The following is an 18,301-nucleotide window of genomic DNA, read 5'->3' as shown; positions in this document are numbered from 1 at the left end:
GTTGATGTGTGTCGTTTGTAGGTCGCCCACATGACGCAGGTATGAACATTTCAAGACAGCTCCAGCGCCTCGCGCTCAACGAAGATCTCAACTTCCTGCTGACCAACCGCGTGCCGCGTGCCGCGCTCACCCGGTTCATGGGATGGTTCAGCCGCATCCGCCACCCCTGGGTACGCGACGCCTCCATGGCGGTGTGGCGCGCCTTCACCGATCTCGACCTGAGCGAGGCGAAGAAGACGTCCTTCGACAGCCTGCACGACTGCTTCGTGCGCGAACTGCGGCCCGGCCTGCGCCCGATCGACCCGCGCCCCGGGGTGCTGGCGAGCCCCTGCGACGCCATCGTGGGTGCCTGCGGGCGCATCGGCAGCGACCCGGGCGCGCAGGTGTTCCAGGCCAAGGGCTTCCCCTACCCGCTCACCGATCTTCTGGGCAACGGCGCGCGCGCGAACGCGATGATCGACACCCTGCGTGGCGGCAGCTACGTCACGTTGCGGCTGACCTCCAGCATGTACCACCGCTTCCACGCGCCGGCCGCGCTGACGCTGGAACACGTGACCTACCACAGCGGCGACACCTGGAACGTGAACCCCATCGCCTTGAAGCGCATCGAGCGCCTGTTCTGCAAGAACGAACGCGCGGCGCTGCACGCCCGCCTGGACGATGGCACGCCGCTGCTGCTGGTGCCGGTGGCGGCCATCCTGGTGGCCAGCATGCGGCTGCGCGCGGCGGACGTGGCGCTCAACGCGCAATACCGCGGCCCGCACGAACTGCCTTGCAGCGCAGGCTACGACAAGGGCGAGGAGATGGGCTGGTTCGAGCACGGATCGACCATCCTGGTGTTCACGCCGCCGGGTTTTGCCCTGTGCGATGACATCGAGGCCGGCCACCGCATCCGCATGGGCGAGGCGCTGCTGAGGCGCGACCCGCCCTGAATCAGATCGCCGTCTGGTTCACCCGCCGCATGAGCTGTTCGGCGCTTTCCTTGCGTTCGCTGTAGCGGTCCACCAGGTAGGGCGCCACGTCGCGCGTGAGCAGGGTGAACTTCACCAGTTCCTCCAGCACGTCCACCACGCGGTCGTGGTACGCCGATGGCCTGAGGCGGTCATGCTCATCGAATTCCTGCCAGGCCTTGGCGATGGACGACTGGTTGGGGATGGTGAGCATGCGCATCCAGCGACCGAGCACGCGCATCTGGTTGACCGCATTGAACGACTGCGAGCCACCGCTGACCTGCATCACCGCCAGCGTCTTGCCCTGCGTGGGCCGCACCGCGCCGAGCGAGAGCGGAATCCAGTCGATCTGCGCCTTCATGATGCCGGTCATGGCGCCATGGCGCTCGGGCGAGCACCACACCATGCCCTCGGCCCAGGCCGCGAGTTCGCGCAACTCGGCCACCTTGGGGTGGGTCTCGGGCGCGTCGTCGGGCAGCGGCAGGCCGCTGGGGTTGAACACGCGCGCCTCGGCGCCCATGGCCTGCAGCAGGCGGGCCGACTCCTCCACCACCAGGCGGCTGAACGAGCGCGCGCGCAGCGAACCGTAGAGCAGCAGGAAACGCGGCGCGTGCGTCGACGGCTGCACCGGCCGCAAGCGTTGCGGGTCGGGACGCTGGAAGTGTTCAGCCGCCAGTTGCGGCAGGTCAGCGAGGGCCATGCACGCGCGCCCCGTTCTCGTCGACCACGCGCTCGCCGTCTTCCTTGCTGAAGGCGCCCTGTTGCGCCCGGGGCAGGATGTCGAGCACCACCTCGGAAGGCCGGCACAGGCGTGTGCCCAGGGGCGTGACCACGATGGGCCGGTTCATCAGGATCGGGTGCTGGCCGATGAAGTCGAGCAACTGGTCGTCGCTCCAGTGCGCGGCGCCCAGGTCGAGCTCGGCGTAGGGCGTACCCTTCTCGCGCAGGATGTCGCGCACCGTACAGCCCATGTCGGCCACGAGGCGCTGCAGCGTCGCGCGGTCCGGTGGCGTCTTGAGGTATTCGATGACCCGCGGCGCTTCGCCGCTGTTGCGGATCAGGGCCAGCACATTGCGCGAGGTGCCGCAGGCGGGGTTGTGGTAGATGGTGACGTGTTGGTTCATGGCGTCATGCCGCTGCGGCTTGTTCAGGGGGTTTCCAGGCGTTGACCAGGGCCACCAGCGAGAGCATCACCGGCACCTCGACCAGCACGCCGACCACGGTGGCCAGCGCCGCGCCCGAGTTCAGGCCGAACAGCGAAATCGCCACCGCCACGGCCAGTTCGAAGAAGTTGGAGGTGCCGATCAGGCAGGCAGGCCCGGCAATCTCGTGCCGCAGCCGCAGCCGCTTCGCGCCCCACCAGGCGATGAAGAAGATACCGTAGGACTGCAGCACCAGCGGCACGGCGATGAGGCCGATCACCAGCGGTTGCGCCACGATGGTCCGTGCCTGGAAGCCGAACAGCAGCACCACGGTGGCGATGAGGCCGGCCACCGACCAGGGCTTGAGCCGCGCCACGAAGTCGCCCACGGCGTGCTCGGAGCGGCGCGCCAGCAGCTGCCGCGTGGCCAGGCCGGCCAGCAGCGGCAGCACCACGTAGAGCACGGTGGAAAGCAGCAGCGTTTCCCAGGGCACGGTCAGGTCGGTCACACCCAGCAGGAAGGCGGCGATGGGCGCGAAGGCCACGACCATGATGAGGTCGTTCACCGAGACCTGCACCAGCGTGTAGTTGGCGTCGCCTTTGACGAGCTGGCTCCAGACGAACACCATCGCGGTGCAGGGCGCGACACCCAGCAGGATCATGCCGGCGATGTATTCGCTGGCCGAGGCCGGATCGACCCAGGGCGCGAACAGGTACCGGAAGAACAGCACGCCCAGCGCGGCCATGGTGAAAGGTTTGATGAGCCAGTTCACCACCAGCGTGAGCACCAGGCCCTGCGGGCGCCGGCCCACGTCCTTCACCGACGACCAGTCGATCTGGATCATCATCGGATAGATCATCACCCAGATGAGCACGGCCACCACCCCGTTGACGTGCGCGAATTCCAGCGCGGCCACCGCCTGGAACACACCGGGCACCACCAGCCCCAGGCCCACGCCGGCCAGGATGCCCAGGGCCACCCAGACCGACAGATACCGTTCGAACACACCCATGTGTCACCACCCTGAAAGACGAAAGGCCCGGACGCAGCGCGCGCCCGGGCTCCGGGGACCATTGTCGATCAGGCGCGCACCTGCCCGATGCCGGCCAGTTCCTTGTTGAGCGCGAGCCGGTCGAGCTTCTCGATCGGCAGCACGGTCAGCAGCGCCACGCGGCGGCTCAGGACCATGAATGCGTCGTTGAACGCGCGCTGGATCACGTCCTCACCGCCCTTGACCGATGCGGGGTCTTCGACACCCCAGTGCGCCGACATCGGCTGACCCGGCCAGACCGGGCAGATCTCGCCGGCGGCCTTGTCGCACACGGTGAGCACGAAGTCCATGTGCGGCGCATCCGCCGCGGCGAACTCGCTCCAGTTCTTGCTGCGCAGGCCCTCGGTCTTGAAACGGTTGCGCGCCAGCAGGTCGATGGCGCGCGGATGGACCTGCCCCGCCGGATGGCTGCCCGCGCTCCAGGCGCGAAAGCGCCCGGCGCCCTGCTGATTCAGGATGGCCTCGGCCATGATGCTGCGCGCCGAGTTGCCGGTGCAGATGAAGAGAACGTTGTAGCTGGACTTCGACATGGGGACCTTTCGGTGGAGTGGGTTTCAGGAACAGTCGGTGCAGTCGACTGCGTTGACTTCGCAGGGCTGCCCTTCGCAGCAGTGCGCGGTGAGAAAGCCCAGCAGCCCGTTCATCCGGTCGAAGCGGGCGCGGTAGATCAGGTGGCGGCCGCTGCGCTCGCTGCTGGCCAGGCCGGCATGCAGCAGTTCCTTGAGGTGGAACGAGAGCGCGGTGGAAGCGATGCCGAGTTCCTCGGCCAGCTGGCCTGGTTGCATCCCCCGTGGCCCGGCCACCACCAGCATGCGAAAGATGCGCAGGCGCGTTTCCTGCGCGAGCGCACCGAGCGCGCGGATCACTTCGTCTTCATTCATGGCGCGGTCCTTGGGTTGTCGAGGGACACATCGGCCTGCTTCTTCATGGGCAGTTGCAGCGTGAGCAACCAGCACACCGCCAGCATCGCGGCCGAGCCCGCCAGCGCATACAGCAGACCGCCCCACTGGTACAGCAGGCCCGAGAGCAGCGTGCCCATGAAACGGCCCAGCGCGTTGGCGGCGTAGTAGAAGCCCACGTCCTCGGCCGCTTTTTCCGAACCGGCGTAGGCCAGGATCAGGTAGGAATGCACCGAGGAGTTGACCGCGAAGGCGAAGCCGAACACGCCCAGCCCGCCGACCACCACCCACTCCAGGTGCGGCACCTGCGCGTACACCGCCGCGGCGATGCCGACGGGCACCAGCGCCAGCAGCGCAGACCACAGGCGCGCGGCCGGCACCTCGGCGCTCAGTCCGTCGGCGCTGCGGCGCACCAGCTGCGGCGCGAGCGCCTGCACCATGCCGTAGCCGATGGTCCAGGCCGCCAGAAAGCCGCCGACCATGGTGAAGGTCCAGCCCTGCGAATACAGGAACACCGGCACGCCGACCACGAACCACACGTCGCGCGCACCGAACAGCACCACGCGCGCGGCGGCCAGGGCGTTGATGCCGGCGTTCTTCGCGAACAGCTCCTTCGCCGACTTCGAGGCCTGGCTCTTGCCCATCATCGCCGGCAGCGAGCTGAGCACGCCCAGCAGCACCAGCGCGAGCAGGCCCGCCATGCACCACAGCGACACCTGGAACCCGAACGCTTCGAGCAGCAGACCACCCAGGAAGAAGCCCACGCCCTTCATGGCGTTCTTGCTGCCGGTGAACCACGCCACCCACTTGAACAGCTGGCCCGAACCCTGCTCTTTCGCCTGCGCCGCGGTGACCTTGATCGCCGACTTGCTCGCGGTCTTGGTCAGGTCTTTCGCCACGCCGCAGATGCCCTGCGCCAGCACCACCCAGGCGACCGACATGACCGCCGTCCAGCCCGGGTCGAGCAGGGAGAGCAGCGTGAAGCCCGTGATCTGCGTGACCAGGCCCACGGTGAGCATGCGAGTGATGCCGTAGCGCGTGGCCAGCCAGCCGCCGATCAGGTTGGCCAGCACGCCGGCGGCCTCGTAGAGCAGGAACAGGAAGGCCAGCGCGAACGGCGAATACCCGAGCTTGTAGAAGTGCAGCAGCACCAGCATGCGCAGCGCGCCGTCGGTGAGCGTGAAGCCCCAGTAGGCGGCGGTGACGATGGCGTAGTTGCGGGCGGCGATGTTCATGTGTGTGCGAGGGCTTCGACAGGCTCAGCCCGAACGGTGGTGTCAGACGCCGAGGCTTTCCATGTGGCAGGCCAGGTCGACCATGCGGCAGGCGTAGCCCATCTCGTTGTCGTACCAGGCGTAGACCTTGAGCAGCGTGCCATCGGTCACCAGGGTCGAGAGCGCGTCCACGATGGAACTGCGTGTGTCGCGTGCGTAGTCGGCGCTGACCAGCGGCCGCGTCTCATAGCCCAGGATGCCGGCCAGCGAGCCCTTTGCCGCATGGGCGAACAGCGCGTTCACCTCCTCGGCCGTGGTCTCGCGCTTGAGTTCGAACACGCAATCGGTCAGCGACGCGTTGAGCGCCGGCACGCGCACCGCGTGGCCGTTGAGCTTGCCCTTGAGTTCGGGGTAGATCAGCGCGATCGCGGTCGCGCTGCCGGTGGTGGTGGGCGCCAAGTTCGTGAGCGCGCTGCGGGCGCGGCGCAGGTCCTTGTGCGGCGCGTCCACCACCAGGTTGGTGTTGGTCGGGTTGTGCAGGGTGGTGATCTGGCCATGGCGGATGCCGATCGCCTCGTGCACCACCTGCACCACTGGGGCGAGGCAGTTGGTGGTGCAGGACGCGGCGGTGACGATGCGGTCGCGCGTGGGGTCGTACTGCGTGTGGTTCACGCCCACGACGATGTTGAGCACATCGCCCACCTTCACCGGCGCGGCGACGATCACGCGCTTCGCGCCCCGGTCCAGATGTCCCTGGATGGTTTCGGGCGTGAGGAACTTGCCGGTGCACTCCAGCACCAGGTCCACACCCAGATCGCCCCAGGGAATGTCGCCAGGCGCGGCGTGCGCGCTGAAGCCCATGCGGCGCTGGCCGATGCGCACACTGTCCTCGCCCTCGGCGGCGATGTCCGCGCGCCAGCGGCCCTGCACGCTGTCGAAGGCCAGCAGGTGCGCGGTGGCAGCTGCCCCGCCCTTGATCTCGTTGAGGTGCACCACCTCCAGTCGGTTGCCCGCGCGCGGGTCGTCGTCCTGCCGCTCGACGGCCCCCATGGCGGCGCGCAGCGCCAGTCGTCCCATGCGGCCCATGCCGTTGATGCCCACCTTCATGTTTTGCTCCGTTCCGAAGTCATTGCAATGATTCAACAAGTGTTGAACTATCTCATGGATACGTGTCAGGGATATGACACGGCCCGGAAGCACCCGGCGACCCCGGGGTCAAGGCAGCAGGCCGGGCGCCTCCTTTCAGGCCACGCGCCCGGCACCGATCCGCTGCCGGGCCTTGGCGGCTTGCTGGACAGCGCGGCGCAACGCGCTGAATCGCCGCAGCATGCGCTCCATCTCGGGCAAAGCCAGGCGCGCGGCGGCGCCCGACGTCAGCAGGGCGGCCTTCAGGTCCTCGTAGCGGGCATGCATGGCGCGCGTGTCCGCGTCCAGGGCTTCGAGGTCCGGTGCCGCGAGCGCCGGCTCGCTGCGGTCCAGCAACGCCCGGGCGGCACCGGCAAACGCCAGGTGGGCATCCACCAGCGGCGGGTCGGCAAGGGGAGGCAACGGCAAGGCCGCGGCCAGCTGCGCCTGCTCCGCGCAGGTCTCGTGGTAGCGCTGCACGCGCAGCAGCTGGGCCAACCGGGCGCTGGACGCCTGCGACATGGCGGTGCGCCGCAGCCGTTCCACAAAGCGCTCGATCGCCGCATCGAGCCCCGCCACGACGGCCTGGTCGCGGGCCGCCGCCGCCGGGTCCGCGCCTGCCAGCACCGCCCGGGTCATGCGGTGCGCCACCTGCCCGGTTCGCGCCACCTCCTGTTCGAGCGCATCCAGCGCCAGGGTCGGCACCGCGAGCACGTTGTCGTCCAGAAAGCGGGGTTGGGCTTCGTCTTCCTCGCGGGCACGGAAGCGCCGCAGGAGCCAGCGGGTCAAAGGCTCGGCCAGTGGCCAGATCAACAGCACGCCCAGCACGTTGAAGGCGGTGTGGAACAGCGCCAGCTTGGCGGCCGGGTCGGGCGGCAGGTCGAGGGCCTCGCGGGCCTGGCCCAGCACACCCATGATCCAGGGCAGCAGCAGCAGAGCCACGGTGCCCGTGAGCAGGTTGAAGACCACATGGGCCACGGCGGCACGCCGTGCGTTCGGCGTGGCACCGATGGCGGCGAGCACCGCCGTCACGGTGGTGCCGATGTTGGCGCCGATGACCACCGCCGCCGCCCCTTGCATGTCGAGCAGCCCGCCCTGCGCCGCGGTGAGCGTTATCGCCATGGCCGCGCTGGACGACTGCATCAGCACCGTCATCAGCACACCGATGGCCAGTTGCGTCAGCACGGTTGCCGCACCGTCCCCCTGCGGCAGGCTGAGCTGCCCGGCGAAGCCGCCAAAGGCCTCCTGCAGCAGGGCGATGCCCATGAACAGCAGGCCGAAGCCGGCCAGCGCGGTGCCGAGGGCGCCGCGCCGCCGGCCCTCGCCGGTCAGGCGCAACAGGACACCCAGCCCCACCAGGGGCATGGCCAGTGCCTCCACCTTGAACTTCAAGCCCACCAGCGCCACGATCCAGCCGGTCATGGTAGTGCCGACGTTGGCGCCAAACAGCACCCACAGGGCCGGCCCGAGCGCCAGCAGACCGGCGTTGACAAAGCCGATCGTGGCCACGGTGACCGCGCTCGACGACTGCACGAGTGTCGTCACCAGCGCACCCGCACCCAGTGCCTGCATGCGGGTGCGCGTGGCACCCGCCAGGATGCGGTGCAAGGCAGGGCCGGCCGCCAGCCTCAGGCCATCGGTCATCAGCCCCATGCCCAGCAGGAACAGGCCCAGCCCGCCCGCCATCAGCCCAAGCGTATGGAGGGTGCTCATGCCAGGAACCCGGTGGCCAGTGCGGTGATCACCGCGATGCAGACCAGGTTCAGCACCAGGCCACAGCGCATCATCGTGGCCTGCGTCACTTGCTCCGTGGCGTAGACGAGCGCGTTCGGTGGCGTGGCCACCGGCAACATGAAGGCACAGGAAGCCGATACCGCAATGGCCGCGGCAAACAGCGACGGCGGCAATCCCAGCGTGGCGGCCACCCCGAGGAAGATGGGCACCAGCAGTGCCGCCGAGGCGGTGTTGCTCACCAGCTCGGTCAGGAACACCACGAAGGCCACCACGCCCAGCAGCAAGAGCACCGTTGGCGCACCCTGCAAGGTGTCGGTCAGCGCGCCGGCCAGGAAGCGGCTCGCACCGCTGCTGCCCATGACTTCACTCAGCGCCAGCCCGCCGCCAAACAGCAGCAGCACGCCCCACTGCGTGCGCTGCTCGATCTGCGGCCAGTTGATGGCGCCGCTGGCCACCAGCGCCACGATGGCAACCACCGCGACGACACTGTCGACATCGGCCGAGACGCCCAGCGCGCGGCCCAGTGGCACAGCACCGATCCAGCCCGCGGCCGTGAGGCCGAACACCAGCAGCGTGATGCGCTGCAGGCGGGTCCACGGCTCGGCAGGCATGGGCCCGGCAGGCGCGGGCTCCCGCCCGCCCAGCCGCGGGCGCAGCAGCAGGAACAGCACCCCCACCATCAAGGGCAGCAACACCACCACCAGGGGCACGCCGATGCGCATCCACTCGGCAAAGCCCAGGCCGGCCTGCGCCGCCGCGATGGCATTGGGCGGACTGCCCACCAGGGTGCCGATGCCACCAATGCTCGCGCTGTAGGCCACGCCCAGCAGCACAAAGCTGCGCTCGCGCACGCCGTCTCCCTCGCGCATCAGACCCATCGCCAGCGGCAGCATCATCGCGGCGGTGGCCGTGTTGCTGATCCACATCGACAGCAGGGCCGTCAGGCCAAACAGCATCGCCACCGCGGCGGCGCGCCGGCCCGCGGCCAGGCGCAGAACGGCCACCGCCAGTGCGCGGTCCAGCCCCTGCTGCCGCAAGGCCGCCGCGAGCGCAAAGCCACCAAGGAAGAGGAAGAGGATGGGGTGCGCGAACGATGCCAGCGCCACGCGCAGGTCCATCAGCCCAGTGAGCGTGGCCAGCAAGGGCACGAGCAAGGCGGTGACGCTCAGGTGCAGGGCCTGCGTCATCCACAGCCCACCGATCAGCACGAACAGCGCCAGCCCGGTGCGCAGCGCCTCCGGCTGCGGTGCGTTGCCATAAACGAGCGTGGCCACCGCCAGGCAGCCCAGCGCGCGCAGCAACGGCGCAGCAGGCCAGGTCATGCCTCGCACGTCGTTGACACCAGCACGTCGGTGCTGCCTTCGGCCAGCACGTGTTTGCTGACGCTGCCCAGCAGCAGATCTTCGGTGGCCGAGCGGCCGTGTTTGCCCAGCACGACCAGGTCGCAATCCTTCTCCTGCTCGAACTCGATGACGCGCTGGGAGGCGTCTCCCTCGACGATGCAGGGCTCCCAGTCGCCCGGCTGCAGGCCGCTGGCGGTCGCCAGCGAGCCGACCTGCCGGATGGCGTCCGCACGGGTCTGCTGGCGGTAGTGGTCGATCGTCGCGGCGTCGACACCGGCGTAATGCAGCTTGGACTCGAACGGCACCTGGTAAGCGTTGAACAGCACCAGCCGCGCGTGTGGCGCCACCTGCCGAGCCAGCGTGACGGCATGGGCCGACCAGGGCGAGAAGTCCAGCGCCACCAGCACACGTCGGTAGGGCTCGTGCGGCATCTGCCGCACCACCAGGACGGGCCGCGTCGTGCGGCGCAGCAGCCGTTCCGCCGTGCTGCCCAGCACGAGCCGGCGCAGGAAGCCGGCGCCGCGCGCCCCCACCACCAGCAAGCCGGCATTCTGCGCCTCGGCCTCGCGGCCCATCTCCTGCGGCGGGTCCCCGGCGGCTTGCACCGCCCGGATGCTCAGCGGGCGGATCGCATGGAGCGCGTCAACGGCTGCCTGGAGCTGCCATTGCGCATCATCGTGCAGTTGCTGCTCCATCGCGTGGCCCATGCCCAGCCACTGGCGAAGTTCCTGCAAGGCGCCACCTGGCAGCACGTGCATCAGCGTCAGCGCCGCACCGCTTTCCTGCGCCAGACGGGCCGCGCGGTCGGCAGCATGCCGGGCCGGCGCCGAGAAGTCGGTGGCCGCGAGGATGGGGCCCAGCGATGTCCGGTTGCTCATGTCGTCTTCTCCTGTTCATGGATGTCGTGCGCCAGACGCGCCGCCGCATGGTCGGCCGCGTCGTCGAACGGGTTGAGCACCTGGCGGACACCGGCGGCCGCCAGCGCGCGCCCGTGGGCGGCATCGCGCACCGCGCCCACCACCCTGCCGCGATAGTGCACCACCTGCAGCGCATGCAGCAGCGCCCGGTTGGACTCCCATTGCGGAAAGGTCGTGATCACCCAGCGCGCCTGCCGCAGCGGCAAGGTTTCCAGGAAGTCCGGGTCCTCGCCATCACCGAACAGCACCGGCAGACCCTTGCCCTGCAGCGCGCGCACGGCCTCGGGGTCGAAGTCGACGCCCACCACCGCCACGCCGTCGGCATGCAGTTGCTCGAACAGGCGGCTGCCATAGCGGCCCAGCCCGAACACGATGGCCTGGGCGTTGCGCACCGTGTTGCCCTGCGACTCGGCCGCGATCTCGCGCATCGGGTGATCACGCTCGAAGATCCGCAGCCACGGTGACAGCCGCTCGTACAGCGGCTGAGCGTAAAGGATCATGTAGGTCGACACGGTGATCGTCACCAGACCCACCAGCGTGGTCAGCCCCAGGGCCTGCACGCCCACGTGCCCGAGCGTGATGCCCATGGCCACGAACACGATCGAGAACTCGCTGATCTGCGCCACGGTCAGACCGGCCATGAAGCTGGTGCGCCGGCGGTAACCCATGTACCCCATGATGGCCATCACGATCAGCGGGTTGCCGATCAACACGAACAGCGACAGCACGATGGCCGGCAGCACCTCGGCACCGAGCGTCGAAAAGTCGAGCCGGGCGCCCAGGTCGATGAAGAAAAACAGCAGGAGGAAGTCGCGGATGCCGGTCAACCGCGCGTTCATGGCCTCCCGGTAGGGCGTGGAGGCAAGGGAGAAGCCGGCCAGGAAGGCGCCTGCCTCCTTGCTGAAGCCGGCCCACTCGCCCAGCGCGGCCAGCGCCACGCCCCAGGCAATGGCAAAGACCAGCAGCAGTTCCTGAGAGCGCGCCATCGAAGCCACGACCACCGGCAGCACCCAGCGCATGAGCGCGTACAGGGCCGCGGCCGCCAGCGCCAGCCGCCACGACAGGGACACCAGCACCGCCATCCAGCCCGCGGCGCCATCGCCCGCGTCGCCGGTGCTGCGCAGGGCGCTCATGGTCATCATGGCGATCACCACCGCCAGGTCCTGCACGATCAGGAAACCCACCGCGATGCGACCGTGCAGGCTGTCGAGTTCGCGCTTGTCGGACAGCAGTTTGACAATGATGATGGTGCTGGAGAAGGTCAGCGCCACGGCCACGTACAAGGCCTCCATCGCGCCTTTGCCCAAGGCCAGCACCAGGGCGAATCCGATCACGATGGTGAAGGTCAGCTGACCCAGGCCGGTGGCCAGCGCCACCGGGCCGATGTGGCGCACATGGTGCAGATCCAGCTTCAGACCGACCGCGAACAACAGCACCGCCACGCCCACTTGCGCCAGCAGGTCGATCTGGTCGTGCGCCGTCACAAGACCCAGGCCGGCCGGACCGACCGCGATGCCCACGACGATGTAGGCGATCAGAACCGGCTGGCGCAGCCGCACGAAGACCGCGCCAGCCAGTGCGCAGACCAGCAGGAGGGCGGCGAATTCGGTGAAGGGGCCGGGCATGGGGGGGGGGGGCAGGATAGGCGGAGGTTGAGGCGGTGTCGATCCGGCGCGAGCGTGCATGTTCGGCGATGCGCGCGCGCAGGCGGTTGACCCAAGTCAAGGCCTGCGAGCCGGGCTCCGTGCGCCCTGCTGGCCGCATCGCCTGAACCCCTGCCGATACAATGACGCGGTGCAACATGCCCTGGCGACCTCCACCCACACCCCGGCGTCCTGCCCGGGCTGGGGTCTGCCACGTGGGTATTTCTGCTCGGTGACGCCACCGTAGTCCCCGGCCGGGCAGCCCCGCTGCTTTCCTTGCGCCCCGCCTGACCGGCACTGCCTGGTCATCCCTTCCCGCCCTGTTGTCCCGCCTTCGCCCTGCCGCGAGGGCCTTCATTCCATGTCCATCCAAACCCTTCGCCAGGACTGGCTGTCCAACGTGCGCAACGACCTGCTCGCCGGCCTGGTCGTCGCGCTCGCGCTCATTCCGGAGGCGATCGCCTTCTCCATCATCGCCGGCGTGGACCCGAAGGTGGGCCTCTACGCCTCCTTCTCCATCGCCACCATCATCGCTTTCATGGGCGGGCGCCCTGGCATGATCTCGGCCGCCACCGGCGCCATGGCGCTGGTGATGGTCACGCTGGTGAAGGACCACGGCCTGGAATACCTGCTGGCGGCCACGGTGCTCACCGGCGTGCTGCAGGTGATCGCCGGCTGGGTGCGGCTGGGCGCGCTCATGCGCTTCGTCTCGCGCTCGGTGGTCACCGGTTTCGTCAACGCGCTGGCCATCCTCATCTTCATGGCCCAGCTGCCCGAGCTCACGAACGTGACCTGGCACGTCTACGCCATGACGGCGGCCGGTCTCGCCATCATTTACGGCCTGCCGTACATCACCAAGGCGGTGCCGTCCCCTCTGGTGACCATCGTCGTGCTCACCGCGGTCGCCATCGCGATGGATCTGGACATCCGCACCGTGGGCGACATGGGTGAACTGCCGGACAGCCTGCCGGTGTTCCTGATCCCGGACATCCCGCTGAACTGGGAGACGCTCGCCATCATCTTCCCGTACTCGCTCACGCTGATGGTGGTGGGCCTGCTGGAATCGCTGATGACCGCGACCATCGTGGACGACCTGACCGACACCAAGAGCAACAAGGACCGCGAGTGCGTGGGCCAGGGTGTGGCCAACATCGCCACCGGCTTCATCGGTGGCATGGCGGGCTGCGCCATGATCGGTCAGTCGGTCATCAACGTGAAGTCGGGCGGGCGCGGGCGCCTGTCCACGCTCACGGCGGGCGTGGTGCTGCTCATCCTGGTGGTGTTCCTGGGTGACTGGGTGGCGCAGATTCCCATGGCCGCCCTGGTGGCCGTGATGATCATGGTCTCCATCGGCACCTTCAACTGGGGCTCCATCCGCAACCTGCGCGACCACCCGAAGAGTTCCAGCGTGGTCATGCTCGCCACCGTGGTCATGACCGTGGCCACGCACGACCTGGCCAAGGGTGTTCTGACCGGCGTGCTGCTCTCGGGCTTCTTCTTCGCCCACAAGGTCGGCCGGATCCTGCGAGTGACGTCGCAGAGCGAGGACGAAGGCCGTGCGCGCAGCTACCAGATCATGGGCCAGGTGTTCTTCGCCAGCGCCGAGCGCTTCGCCAACGCCTTCGACTACAAGGAAGTGATCGACAAGGTCCGCATCGACGTGAGCCGCGCACACTTCTGGGACATCACCGCCGTGAGCGCGCTGGACAAGGCGGTGCTGCGGTTCCGGCGCGAGGGCACCGAGGTCGAGGTCATCGGACTGAACGAGGCCAGCGCCACCCTGGTGGACCGTTTCGGCGTGCACGACAAGGATGGCGCGGACGACCTGCTCATGGGCCACTGAAGGAGGACGCGACATGAATGAAGACAAGAAAGTTCTCGCCTGCGTGGACCAGTCCCCCTATGCCGCGAGCGTGACGGACGCCGCGACCTGGGCGGCCCGCCAGATGCAGGCCCCCCTGGAACTGCTGCACGTCATCGACCGGCATCCCCGGCTGGAATCTGGCCAGGACCACAGCGGTGCCATCGGCCTCGGTGCGCAGGAGGCCCTGCTCCAGCAGCTGAGCGACGAGGACGCGGTGAGAACGCGCGCCGCCCGCGAGGCGGGCCGCGTGCACCTCAATGGCCTGCGCGAACGTGCGCTGGCGGCCGGCGCGGCCGTGGTCGATGTACGGCAACGCCACGGCGACCTGGAGACCACGCTCGCCGAACTGCAAGGCGATGTGCGCCTGTTCGTGCTGGGCCGTCGTGGCGCCTCGGCAGGCGCCACACAACGCGACCTGGGGCGCAACCTCGAATGGGTGGTCCGATCGGTGGACAAGCCCGTGCTGGCGGTACCGGATGCGTTCACCGCCCCCACCCGGGTACTGTTCGCGTTCGACGGCTCCCGCGTGACCCGGCAGGGCATCCAGATGATTGCCGCGAGCCCCTTGCTCCAGGGCCTGCCCATCCACCTGCTGATGGCGGGCAAGGCGCAGGCGCAAGGTCCGAAGCAGCTGGAAGACGCCCGCGCGGTGCTGGAGGCGGCGGGCTTCGCGGTGTCGGTGGGCGTTCAACTGGGCGACCCCGAGACCGTGATCGCCGGCGCGGTGCAGTCGCTGCCATGCGACCTGCTGGTCATGGGCGCCTACAGCCACTCACCGTGGCGCAGCCTGTTCGTCGGCAGCAAGACCACGGACCTGTTGCGCTCGGCGGCGGTGCCGACGCTGCTGCTGCGCTGACCGTCGCCCCCGTCGGCTGCGCGCAGCAGCTCGGCCATGCGCTCAAGCCCCGGGCCACGGACCTGTCTCAGCCTCGACTGCAATGCCGTCCAGGCCGGGTCCGCCTCGCTCTGCATCCGCTCGAACAGGCCCGTGTAGGCCTCCAGCCGGGAACCTCTGAACCAGTCCTGCAGATCGTCTCGCTTCGACCAGCGCATCTGGTTCTTCGCGGTCTGCAGGTGCATGCGCAACCAGTCGAGCGGCACCTGCGGCACCAGCACGGGCTCGCACAGGGCGTTCTTTTCGGACTCATCGAAAAGCGTTGCTTCGACGTGCGCGATGAAGGCGGCGCTGAAGGTCGGTGAACAGCGGCGCACGTACTGCGGCACGATGCGCTTGCCCTGGAACACGGCCTGCGCCGGACCACGCGGCAAGCCGCCCGCGCTGCAATGCACATGCACGTGCCCGGCGGTGGTCGGGATCTCGCCATGATCGAGCACGATGCGGTCGATCCCGATGGCCCGCACATGGCCCAGGCGCACGACGTTCCTGATCCTGCGCAACTGCGCCAGCTCGGCCTCGCTGACGATGGCGCAGCGGTACATCGTAGGTTGTACCGTGGGGTCGATGCGCTGCAGCAGCCGTGCCGCTTCCAGCCGGGCGAACAGATCCGGCAGCGACGTGGCGTCGCGCGCGGCCTCGAGCTCGGCCACGATGGCGCCCAGCGTCTGGTGGGCGAAGGCTGGGGTGGGCTGCACGTGGGCCCGGTTGAGCAGCCAGGCCTCACGCGGCCGGATCCAGGTGATGGTGTCGTGTGCCACGCCATGCTCCAGCAGCCACAGGGCGGTGTCCATCGCCGTCTTGCCGCCGCCGACGATGACGTGGCCCGCCGCCGGCTGCTGCCACTGCGTCAGCTCGGTCGGTGTGAGGCAGGTCACGCCGTCGGCCACGTCGAAACGCGGCCCATGCGTGGCCGGCACCTGGGTGTCGGCCTGGGTCGCGTCCACCCAGCGCCGCCGGGCCACCAGGCGCTGGCGCTGGCCGTTCACCAGCGAGACGGCCACGCCGTGCTCGTCCACGTCGTGCATCGGCAACCAGGTCACACGGCCTCCGGGCAACAGCTGCTCCTGCATCACGCGCTCGTAGTAGGCGCAGATTTCGGCGCCGCTGGCCAGTTCGTTGAGCCCCACGTTCAGCCCGATCTGGTCGATGCGGCCGCTTTCCAGCGCCATCGAGTTCACGCCGTAGTAGGCCGAGGGGCCGTGCAGGCGCACGAAGGGATAGGCGTCGTTCCAGTGGCCGCCGGGCCGGGCGCGGCGGTCCACGATGACGATGCGGGCCGAGGTTTCTTCCGCCAGCGTGTCGGCGATGGCCATGCCCACGGCGCCCGCGCCGACGATCACGTAGTCGGCTTCCAGGGTGGTTTCGTTCATGTGGATCTCCTGGAGGCGCGTCAATGTTCTGCCGCGCTGCGCTGCAGGGCCCATTCGCCGATGCGCTGTCCCATGGCGAGGCCCACCTCGGTGGAGTTGCGGTAGTGCACGCCACCGAGGATGCGCGCCTGCGCCACCTCGCGCATGAACTCGTCCGGGCTGTTCCAGCGGCGCACCACACCGGGCAGCGTGGCGCTGGTGGTGCTCAGCACCGGCAGCGGCCCCTTGCGCCCTTCGGCGTTCAGCACCGTGGCCACGGTACCGGCCAGGATGCAGTGCGCGCAGGGGTACTCGGGGTGCATCGGCGTGTCGATCAGCGGCGCCCAGCCGGCGTCGCGCTCGGTGCCGTCGTGGCCATCGAGATCGCCATTGCGGATAGCCGTGACCGGCCGCCAGAAGTTGTGGTGGTACTTGGCGTCCATCACCGCAATCAGCGCGTCGTCCATGGACTGCGCCACCACCGCGAAGAGACGCGCGTTGGCCAGCACGCCACGCCCGGGCTGCTGCGCCACCGAGCGCACCACGCCGTGGTAGATCGCCGGCAGCGAGTAGTCCCAGAAGCGCCCGGTTTCCGTCTGTTCCGCGCTGCGCTGCTTGCTGTCGCGCGCGCCCATCGACTTCAGCTCGTTGTAGTCGCTCTCCCAACGCGCGCTGTTCAGCGCCGGTGGTGGTCCGGGGCGGAACTGGTCGGCGCGCTGCAGCAGCCAGGGTTTGCGCAACGGCCATTGCGACGCGGCCGGGCTCGCGGTGGGTACGTACACACCGGGGCTGGTGCGCGGGCGGTAGGCATCGGCGCCGCCGGGCATGTCACCAGCGCGCGCCGCGAGCACGCGCTGCGCGGCGCGCTCGCCCGCCACAAGGTGTGCGGCCCGCGCGGCATCGTCCGGCAGTGCAGCCAGCGCGGCCTGCACGGCGGCTTCGACAGCCGTGCGTTGCGCCGGCAGCAGTTGCGACAGCGTGGCGCGGTGGGCGCCCGCCACCGCGGCATCCACGGCATGCGGTGGTGCCGAAGGCGCGCGCGAGGCTTCTCGCGCCGCCTCCCAGGCGGCGGTCTGCACCAGCGCCATCACGCGCACGGCAGGCGGCGTGCCGATGCGCGCCTCGCCAACGATCTGCGCGGAACGCTGGTTCCAGTCGGTGATGGCATCGGCCTGCGCCGGCGAAGCCAGGGTGGCGAGCAAGGCACCTGTAAGTGGCGCCACCAGGGTGGCGATCGATAGATGGATCTTCATGGTGATTTTTCCCTGGGGCAGGTTCAGTGTTTGGTGACGACGATCTCGAGGTACTCGCTGGGCACCACCAGCGAGTCGGGGCCGGCGACGTTCAACTCGTCGAGCAGGGCCGTGATGGCGCGCTCCAGCGACTGCGCACCCGCTGCATCGAGCGCCGCGAAAGCCTTGTGCGTGGGGCCATACAGCTCGCGGAACACGGCCACGAAGTGCGCTGCCGAGCGGTAGCGGAAATTGAAGTGACGGCGCTGGCATTCGATCTGCGCGGCCTGGCCACCGAACAGCTCGACCACGTGCGGCTCGCTGCCCCACAGCGCGGGCGACTGCACACCTGCAGGTGGCGGAACATGGGCACCGATCACCTTGAACAGGCGGCCGATGAAGCCGGTGGGTGTCCAGTTCGCCAGAGCGACGCGGCCACCAGGGCGCAGCACGCGCAGCATCTCGCTGGCCGCGCGCTGGTGGTCGGGCGTGAACATGACGCCGAAGGTGGAGAGCACCGCATCGAAGCTGGCATCGGCAAAGGGCAAGGCCTCGGCATCGGCGAGCTGGTACTGCATGGACAACTGCTCGGCCTGTGCGCGGGCGCGGCCCTTGTCCAGCAGCGCCTGCACGTAGTCGGTGGAGGTGACCTTCGCGTAGCGGCGTGCGGCGGCCAGCGAGGCGTTGCCGTTGCCGGCGGCCACGTCGAGCACGGCTTCGTCGGCGCGCACGTCGGCGGCCTCGGCGAGCGTCTCGCCGACGATCTGCAGGGTGGTGCCGATGACGGCGTAGTCGCCGCTGGCCCAGGTGGCCTGCTGGCGCTGCTTGATGGCGGCGAAGTCGGGGGTGGTCTTGTCGATGACGGTGTTCATGGTGTCGTGCTCCTGAGGATGGGTATTCGATGTGCATCGGCACGGCATGTGCCGATGGATGAATTCTC

General features: G+C 69.0%; 17 protein-coding genes. 3 read left to right on the top strand and 14 right to left on the bottom strand.

The genetic code is table 11. The features are described from left to right. Positions 1-41 precede the first annotated feature (41 nt). Complete coding sequence (gene asd / locus K5880_RS04690; protein WP_297649304.1) at positions 42-932, top strand: archaetidylserine decarboxylase; 891 nt, start codon at positions 42-44, stop codon at positions 930-932. 1 nt (position 933) lies between these two features. Here the strand turns inward: asd and arsH are convergent, their stop codons facing one another. The 11 genes from arsH to K5880_RS04635 form a co-directional block, all read right to left on the bottom strand. Continuing rightward, positions 934-1,650 (bottom strand): arsenical resistance protein ArsH, encoded by a 717-nt coding sequence (gene arsH, locus K5880_RS04685; RefSeq protein ID WP_297649302.1) that lies wholly within the window; start codon positions 1,648-1,650, stop codon positions 934-936. After that, positions 1,637-2,074 carry an arsenate reductase (glutaredoxin) gene (gene arsC, locus K5880_RS04680; RefSeq protein WP_297649301.1) on the bottom strand — a complete coding sequence of 146 codons (438 nt, stop codon included), beginning with the start codon at positions 2,072-2,074 and terminating at the stop codon, positions 1,637-1,639. Before arsC ends, arsH begins: the two co-directional genes overlap by 14 nt. A gap of 4 nt (positions 2,075-2,078) precedes the next feature. Beyond that, positions 2,079-3,104, bottom strand: a complete 1,026-nt coding sequence (gene arsB, locus K5880_RS04675; protein ID WP_297649300.1) for an ACR3 family arsenite efflux transporter — start codon at positions 3,102-3,104, stop codon at positions 2,079-2,081. Positions 3,105-3,172: 68 nt separating this feature from the next. Continuing rightward, positions 3,173-3,673 carry an arsenate reductase ArsC gene (locus K5880_RS04670; RefSeq protein ID WP_297649299.1) on the bottom strand — a complete coding sequence of 167 codons (501 nt, stop codon included), beginning with the start codon at positions 3,671-3,673 and terminating at the stop codon, positions 3,173-3,175. A gap of 24 nt (positions 3,674-3,697) precedes the next feature. Further along, the gene (locus tag K5880_RS04665; RefSeq protein WP_297649298.1) at positions 3,698-4,024 is read right to left on the bottom strand and encodes a metalloregulator ArsR/SmtB family transcription factor; all 327 of its coding nucleotides are present in this window, start codon (positions 4,022-4,024) and stop codon (positions 3,698-3,700) included. Further along, complete coding sequence (gene arsJ / locus K5880_RS04660; protein ID WP_297649297.1) at positions 4,021-5,277, bottom strand: organoarsenical effux MFS transporter ArsJ; 1,257 nt, start codon at positions 5,275-5,277, stop codon at positions 4,021-4,023. Before arsJ ends, K5880_RS04665 begins: the two co-directional genes overlap by 4 nt. 42 nt (positions 5,278-5,319) lie before the next feature. Continuing rightward, complete coding sequence (locus K5880_RS04655) at positions 5,320-6,363, bottom strand: ArsJ-associated glyceraldehyde-3-phosphate dehydrogenase (protein WP_297649295.1); 1,044 nt, start codon at positions 6,361-6,363, stop codon at positions 5,320-5,322. A gap of 135 nt (positions 6,364-6,498) precedes the next feature. After that, positions 6,499-8,094 (bottom strand): Na/Pi symporter, encoded by a 1,596-nt coding sequence (locus K5880_RS04650; RefSeq protein WP_297649294.1) that lies wholly within the window; start codon positions 8,092-8,094, stop codon positions 6,499-6,501. Next, positions 8,091-9,437: an SLC13 family permease gene (locus K5880_RS04645; protein ID WP_297649292.1), complete on the bottom strand. Its 1,347-nt coding sequence runs from the start codon at positions 9,435-9,437 to the stop codon at positions 8,091-8,093. The genes K5880_RS04650 and K5880_RS04645 overlap by 4 nt, the downstream gene beginning before the upstream one ends. Beyond that, positions 9,434-10,336, bottom strand: coding sequence for a universal stress protein (locus K5880_RS04640; protein ID WP_297649290.1), 903 nt, complete (start codon positions 10,334-10,336; stop codon positions 9,434-9,436). Before K5880_RS04640 ends, K5880_RS04645 begins: the two co-directional genes overlap by 4 nt. Next, positions 10,333-12,000, bottom strand: a complete 1,668-nt coding sequence (locus K5880_RS04635) for a cation:proton antiporter family protein (RefSeq protein ID WP_297649288.1) — start codon at positions 11,998-12,000, stop codon at positions 10,333-10,335. The genes K5880_RS04640 and K5880_RS04635 overlap by 4 nt, the downstream gene beginning before the upstream one ends. Positions 12,001-12,379: 379 nt before the next feature. Here K5880_RS04635 and K5880_RS04630 point away from each other — a divergent pair, with 379 nt between their 5' ends. Both K5880_RS04630 and K5880_RS04625 read left to right on the top strand, forming a co-directional pair. Then, positions 12,380-13,861, top strand: coding sequence for a SulP family inorganic anion transporter (locus K5880_RS04630; protein ID WP_297649286.1), 1,482 nt, complete (start codon positions 12,380-12,382; stop codon positions 13,859-13,861). Between the two features lie 13 nt (positions 13,862-13,874). After that, positions 13,875-14,738, top strand: coding sequence for a universal stress protein (locus tag K5880_RS04625; protein ID WP_297649284.1), 864 nt, complete (start codon positions 13,875-13,877; stop codon positions 14,736-14,738). Here the strand turns inward: K5880_RS04625 and K5880_RS04620 are convergent. The 3 genes from K5880_RS04620 to K5880_RS04610 are packed head-to-tail and all read right to left on the bottom strand — an operon-like array spanning position 14,645 to position 18,233. Next, complete coding sequence (locus K5880_RS04620; RefSeq protein ID WP_297649283.1) at positions 14,645-16,150, bottom strand: NAD(P)-binding protein; 1,506 nt, start codon at positions 16,148-16,150, stop codon at positions 14,645-14,647. The genes K5880_RS04625 and K5880_RS04620 overlap by 94 nt on opposite strands. 20 nt (positions 16,151-16,170) lie before the next feature. Next, entirely contained in the window at positions 16,171-17,382 is a 1,212-nt protein-coding gene (locus K5880_RS04615; RefSeq protein WP_297649281.1) for a vanadium-dependent haloperoxidase, read from the bottom strand. A 23-nt stretch (positions 17,383-17,405) separates the two neighbouring features. Then, positions 17,406-18,233, bottom strand: coding sequence for a class I SAM-dependent methyltransferase (locus tag K5880_RS04610; RefSeq protein ID WP_297649279.1), 828 nt, complete (start codon positions 18,231-18,233; stop codon positions 17,406-17,408). Positions 18,234-18,301: the final 68 nt, after the last annotated feature.

It is taken from the genome of Hydrogenophaga sp., assembly GCF_025699295.1.
Classification (GTDB): Bacteria; Pseudomonadota; Gammaproteobacteria; order Burkholderiales; family Burkholderiaceae_C; genus Hydrogenophaga.
Note: the sequence above shows the minus strand (reverse complement) of the source record. Positions and strands in the feature narration are given on the sequence as shown.

What these genes read in the sequence shown, in the direction of transcription:
- asd (WP_297649304.1), top strand. Translation starts at nt 42, where the DNA reads ATGAACATTTCAAGACAGCTCCAGCGCCTCGCGCTCAACGAAGATCTC.
- arsH (WP_297649302.1), bottom strand. Translation starts at nt 1,650, where the DNA reads ATGGCCCTCGCTGACCTGCCGCAACTGGCGGCTGAACACTTCCAGCGT.
- arsC (WP_297649301.1), bottom strand. Translation starts at nt 2,074, where the DNA reads ATGAACCAACACGTCACCATCTACCACAACCCCGCCTGCGGCACCTCG.
- arsB (WP_297649300.1), bottom strand. Translation starts at nt 3,104, where the DNA reads ATGGGTGTGTTCGAACGGTATCTGTCGGTCTGGGTGGCCCTGGGCATC.
- K5880_RS04670 (WP_297649299.1), bottom strand. Translation starts at nt 3,673, where the DNA reads ATGTCGAAGTCCAGCTACAACGTTCTCTTCATCTGCACCGGCAACTCG.
- K5880_RS04665 (WP_297649298.1), bottom strand. Translation starts at nt 4,024, where the DNA reads ATGAATGAAGACGAAGTGATCCGCGCGCTCGGTGCGCTCGCGCAGGAA.
- arsJ (WP_297649297.1), bottom strand. Translation starts at nt 5,277, where the DNA reads ATGAACATCGCCGCCCGCAACTACGCCATCGTCACCGCCGCCTACTGG.
- K5880_RS04655 (WP_297649295.1), bottom strand. Translation starts at nt 6,363, where the DNA reads ATGAAGGTGGGCATCAACGGCATGGGCCGCATGGGACGACTGGCGCTG.
- K5880_RS04650 (WP_297649294.1), bottom strand. Translation starts at nt 8,094, where the DNA reads ATGAGCACCCTCCATACGCTTGGGCTGATGGCGGGCGGGCTGGGCCTG.
- K5880_RS04645 (WP_297649292.1), bottom strand. Translation starts at nt 9,437, where the DNA reads ATGACCTGGCCTGCTGCGCCGTTGCTGCGCGCGCTGGGCTGCCTGGCG.
- K5880_RS04640 (WP_297649290.1), bottom strand. Translation starts at nt 10,336, where the DNA reads ATGAGCAACCGGACATCGCTGGGCCCCATCCTCGCGGCCACCGACTTC.
- K5880_RS04635 (WP_297649288.1), bottom strand. Translation starts at nt 12,000, where the DNA reads ATGCCCGGCCCCTTCACCGAATTCGCCGCCCTCCTGCTGGTCTGCGCA.
- K5880_RS04630 (WP_297649286.1), top strand. Translation starts at nt 12,380, where the DNA reads ATGTCCATCCAAACCCTTCGCCAGGACTGGCTGTCCAACGTGCGCAAC.
- K5880_RS04625 (WP_297649284.1), top strand. Translation starts at nt 13,875, where the DNA reads ATGAATGAAGACAAGAAAGTTCTCGCCTGCGTGGACCAGTCCCCCTAT.
- K5880_RS04620 (WP_297649283.1), bottom strand. Translation starts at nt 16,150, where the DNA reads ATGAACGAAACCACCCTGGAAGCCGACTACGTGATCGTCGGCGCGGGC.
- K5880_RS04615 (WP_297649281.1), bottom strand. Translation starts at nt 17,382, where the DNA reads ATGAAGATCCATCTATCGATCGCCACCCTGGTGGCGCCACTTACAGGT.
- K5880_RS04610 (WP_297649279.1), bottom strand. Translation starts at nt 18,233, where the DNA reads ATGAACACCGTCATCGACAAGACCACCCCCGACTTCGCCGCCATCAAG.